We start from the raw sequence: 4,009 nt of genomic DNA, 5'->3' as shown, positions 1-4,009 counted from the left end.
GGCCGAGGAGGAGCCCAGGCAGGCTGGCGAAGACCACCGCGGCACCCGCCGTGCCCGCCCCGGCCACGCCGACGAGGAGGCCGAAGCCGAGGCCGAGGCGCCGCCCAAAGGCGTCCATGGCCAGGCTCCAGCCGTAGGCGGCCAGGGCCGAGCCGAGCAGAAACGCCGCCGAGGGCAGCCCCGCCCACAGCTCGGTGCCGGCCAGGCCGGCGCCGACGAGCGAGGCGATGGTCGCCGCGGCGATAAAGCCCGCCGAGCCAAAGGCCTGGGCGGTAAAGAGGGTCAGGGTGATCTTGCGGGCGGCGGCAGCGTGGTCGGTCGTCATGGCAGAGCCCTACCTTACCTCAGCCGCGGTCGCCAAGGCGTTTTTCGGCTGCTGATCAAGCGTCACTCGGCTTGTGCCCCTTTCCCGCGGCCCCGCCCAGCAGCCCCCGCCCAGCAGCCCCCGCCCAGCAAAGGGTCGTACAGCGTTCAGCCTAGCAGGCTCGGGATCGCAGGGCGCCTTTGCGGCCTATCCTTCACGCGCTTGCCCATTCGACCTCGCCCGTTTGACAATCCGTTTGACAAAGCGCGGTCGCCGCCTTAAGCTGACTCTGCGCCAGGCGACTGGCCAAATCTAAAGGTGCGCAGCTGGGGAAGTCCGGTGGAAGTCCGGCACTGTCCCGCAACGGTGAGAGTCCGAACACCGGCTCGCGCACACGCGGCACTCCTTGCGCGGACGAGGATAGGGCGCACTCGAGACACTCAGCCTCGAGCCTGCGATCCATCCCACCGGATGGATTTTCTGTCTCCTCGAGCCCGCAAGAGGCCCGACGGAGGCCTTATGAAGACGCTTGAAAAGACCCACGACCCCTTGAGACGTTTTCTGTTCCTGCTGCTGACGCTCGTGAGTACGGTGGCGCTGGCGGGCTATCCCCTCACCGTCAGCGACGACCTGGGCCGCGAGGTCACGCTTGAAGCCGAGCCGGAGCGCATCGTCTCGATGCTGCCCAGCCACACCGAGGTCGTCTGCGCCGTCGGTGCCTGCGACAAGCTCGTCGGCGTCGACGACTACAGCGACTTTCCCCTCGAGGTGACGAGCCTGCCCAGGCTGGGCGGCGGGCTCACCGGCGCCGATGTCGAGGCGATCATCGCGCTTGAGCCCGACCTGGTCCTGGCCTCGCAGTACGGCGAGCTGGCCGAGACGCTGGCAGGGGCCGGCTTGACCGTCTACGCCGGCTCGTCGCAGAGCTATGAGGAGGCGCTGGCCGAGTTCGAGCTCCTGGGCCGGATGGTCGGCCGCGAGGAGGAGGGGGCGCTGCTCGCCGAGCGCGTCAGGAGCGAGGTCGAGGAGGTCGCCGCGCTCACGGCTTCGCAGGAGGCGCCGCGCGTCTACTACGAGATCGACCCCACGCCCTACAGCGTCGGCCCCGGCTCCTTTATGGGCGTCCTGATAGCCAAGGCCGGCGGCGACAACATCGTCGGTGAGGAGATGGGCGACTTTCCGCAGCTCGACCCCGAGTTCGTGGTGGCGAGCGACCCCGAGGTAATCGTGGTGGGCGAGTTCTCCGCCGGGGAGCTTCCCCAGCGGCCCGGCTGGGAGGCCGTCACGGCGGTCGGTGAGGGCCGGGTCGTCGCCCTCAGCCTCGAGGAGAGCACCCTGGTGAGCCGTCCCGGGCCGCGCATGGCCGAGGCGGTGCGGCTCTTCGCGCGGCTCTTTCACCCCGAGCTGTTCTAAGGGTGCACACTTCCCTGACGAGAGCGCAGGGTGCGCGGCGCCAGCGCTGGCGCTGGACGCCCCTGCTCCTCTCCAGCCTGGCGCTCCTCGGGGTGATGGTGGTGGCGACGGGGGTGGGCTCGGTCCGCCTCGCGCCCGCCCTGGTCCTGACGGCGGTCTGGCACGGGGTCACGGGCGAGCTCGTCGGCAGCGGCGACACCATCGTCTGGCAGATCCGCCTGCCGCGCGTCTTGCTGGCGGCGCTCGTGGGCGCTTCGCTGGCGCTGGCGGGCGTGGTCTACCAGGGCATCTTTCGCAACCCGCTGGCCGACCCCTACCTCCTCGGCGTGGCCAGCGGCGCGGGCTTCGGCGCCGCGCTGGTGATCGCCTTTGCCGCCGCCGTGCCCTGGCTGGCCGCGCTCGGGGTGCCGCTGGCGGCCTTCGCCTCCGCTCTCCTGACCGTGGCCCTGGTGATGACGCTGGCGCGGCAGGGCCGGAGCTTGCCGCTGGTCGCGCTCATCTTGGCGGGCGTGGTGGTGGGCTCGAGCCTGACGGCCGCCACCTCGTTCATGATGCTCATGGCGCGCGAGCAGGCGGTCACGGTGCTGGCCTGGCTCCTGGGCTCCTTTGGCTTGGCGAGCTGGGGCAAGCTCGTCTCGGTCCTGCCCTTCGTCTTCGTCGCCGGCTTGGTGACGCTCATGTCGGCTCGCGCCCTCAACCTGATGCAGCTCGGCGACGAGCAGGCCGCGCAGCTCGGCCTGCCCGTCGAAGCCTTCAAGAGGGCGCTCATCGTGGTGGCGACGCTCGCCACCGCGGCGGCGGTGAGCGTCTCGGGCATCATCGGCTTCGTCGGCCTGATGGTGCCGCACGCGGTGAGGCTGGCCTTTGGCCCCGACCACCGCCTGCTGGTGCCGCTGGCGGCGCTGTGGGGCGCGCTCTTCATGGTTCTGGCCGACCTCCTGGCGCGCACGCTCATCTCGCCCGCCGAGATTCCCGTCGGCGTCGTCACCGCCTTGGCCGGGGGTCCCTTCTTTCTCTACCTGCTGCGCCGGCAGGGACGGAGGACGGCGTGAGCCTGGGTGACAGCGGCCTGGGCAGGGGCCTGGACAACAGGGGCCTGGACAACAGGGGCCTTGAGGTCAGGGGCCTCGGCTTCGCCTACGGCCGGCGCAGGGTGCTCGACAACCTCAGCTTCACGCTGGCGCCCGGTGAGGTCCTGGGCCTGGTGGGGCCCAACGGCGCGGGCAAGTCCACCGTCATCAGGCTGCTCACCCGCCTCCTCGTGCCTAGTGGGGGACGCGTCGTGGTGGACGGCCAAGGCGCCGCGCGCCTGCCTCGCCGGGCGCTCGCCCGGGCGCTGGCGGTGGTGCCGCAAGGCGGCGAGCTGCCGCCGGACTTTCGCGTCTACGACCTGGTGCTGATGGGCAGGGCGCCGCACCTGGGCTTGCTGGCCGCCGAGGGCGAGGAGGATCATGAGCGCGCCGCAGCGGTGATGCGCCGGACCGACACCTGGCGCTACCGCGACCGTCTCGCGGGCGAGCTCTCCGGTGGCGAGCGGCAGCGGGTCCTGCTGGCTAGGGCGCTCGTGCAGGAGCCCCGCTACCTCCTCCTCGACGAGCCGACCAGCCACTTAGACCTCAAGTACCAGGCGGAAGTCTTGAGCCTCACCCGGCTCGAGGTGCGCCGCGGCCTCGGCGCGCTCGTGGTCCTCCACGACCTCAACCTGGCGGCGCGGGTCTGCGACCGGGTGCTGGTCCTCAAGGACGGGCGTCTAGTGGCCGAGGGCCCGCCGGACAGGGTCCTGACGGGAGAGCTCGTCGAGAGGGTCTACGGGACGCGCGCGGACGTGTTCGCCCAACCCGAGACCGGCCGGCCCGTCATCTTGCCGCGCCTGTGATGCTCCGCTCGCTGCGCGTCGCGCTGATGTTTATCAAGGGAGATCATATGGTAAGGTTGTAGCTATCACCAGGGGTGCCTTTTGGCCGAGAGAGCGTCAGCTCAACCCTTTCGAACCTGATCTGGTTAGCACCAGCGTAGGGAGCGTGATGAGCCTCGGGCGAACGGGCCTCCTCTGGTGAGAGGAGGTTTTTATGTTGACCGAGCGGCTTGCCGAAGCGGCGGCAAAGGACTGGGAGGCGGCCCTCAAGCATCCCTTCGTGCGGGAACTGGGCCGCGGCACCCTGGCCCGCGAAGCCTTTCAGCGCTTTTTGGAGCAGGACTGGCTTTTTCTCAGGGACTACGCCCGGCTCTTCGCGCTTGCCGCCGCGAAAAGCCGCGATCTTCAGGCAATGCGGCAGTTTGCCGGCCTGTTGG

At 70.2% G+C, this 4,009-nt stretch carries 5 protein-coding genes and 2 riboswitches; of the genes, 4 read left to right on the top strand and 1 reads right to left on the bottom strand.

The annotated features are described in order from the left end of the window. The coding region (locus M3498_02520) for an MFS transporter (protein MDQ3458170.1) at nucleotides 1-325 on the bottom strand (325 nt) is incomplete at its 3' end. A gap of 262 nt (nucleotides 326-587) precedes the next feature. Further along, nucleotides 588-709, top strand: a riboswitch (cobalamin riboswitch). 114 nt (nucleotides 710-823) lie between these two features. Between M3498_02520 and M3498_02515 the strand changes: the two genes are divergently transcribed. The 4 genes from M3498_02515 to M3498_02500 form a co-directional block, all read left to right on the top strand. Beyond that, nucleotides 824-1,717: an ABC transporter substrate-binding protein gene (locus M3498_02515; protein MDQ3458169.1), complete on the top strand. Its 894-nt coding sequence runs from the start codon at nucleotides 824-826 to the stop codon at nucleotides 1,715-1,717. A gap of 2 nt (nucleotides 1,718-1,719) precedes the next feature. Then, a complete protein-coding gene (locus M3498_02510) occupies nucleotides 1,720-2,769 on the top strand; it encodes an iron ABC transporter permease (GenBank protein MDQ3458168.1) in 1,050 nt (349 codons plus the stop codon). Next, the gene (locus M3498_02505; protein MDQ3458167.1) at nucleotides 2,766-3,593 is read left to right on the top strand and encodes an ABC transporter ATP-binding protein; all 828 of its coding nucleotides are present in this window, start codon (nucleotides 2,766-2,768) and stop codon (nucleotides 3,591-3,593) included. The genes M3498_02510 and M3498_02505 overlap by 4 nt, the downstream gene beginning before the upstream one ends. A 60-nt stretch (nucleotides 3,594-3,653) precedes the next feature. Continuing rightward, a riboswitch (TPP riboswitch) is annotated at nucleotides 3,654-3,754 on the top strand. 32 nt (nucleotides 3,755-3,786) lie between these two features. Further along, a partial coding sequence (locus tag M3498_02500; protein ID MDQ3458166.1) for a thiaminase II occupies nucleotides 3,787-4,009 on the top strand: 223 nt, incomplete at its 3' end.

The organism is Deinococcota bacterium, assembly GCA_030858465.1.
Taxonomy (GTDB): domain Bacteria; phylum Deinococcota; class Deinococci; order Deinococcales; family Trueperaceae; genus JALZLY01.
Note: the sequence above shows the minus strand (reverse complement) of the source record. Positions and strands in the feature narration are given on the sequence as shown.

What these genes read in the sequence shown, in the direction of transcription:
- M3498_02515 (MDQ3458169.1), top strand. Translation starts at nt 824, where the DNA reads ATGAAGACGCTTGAAAAGACCCACGACCCCTTGAGACGTTTTCTGTTC.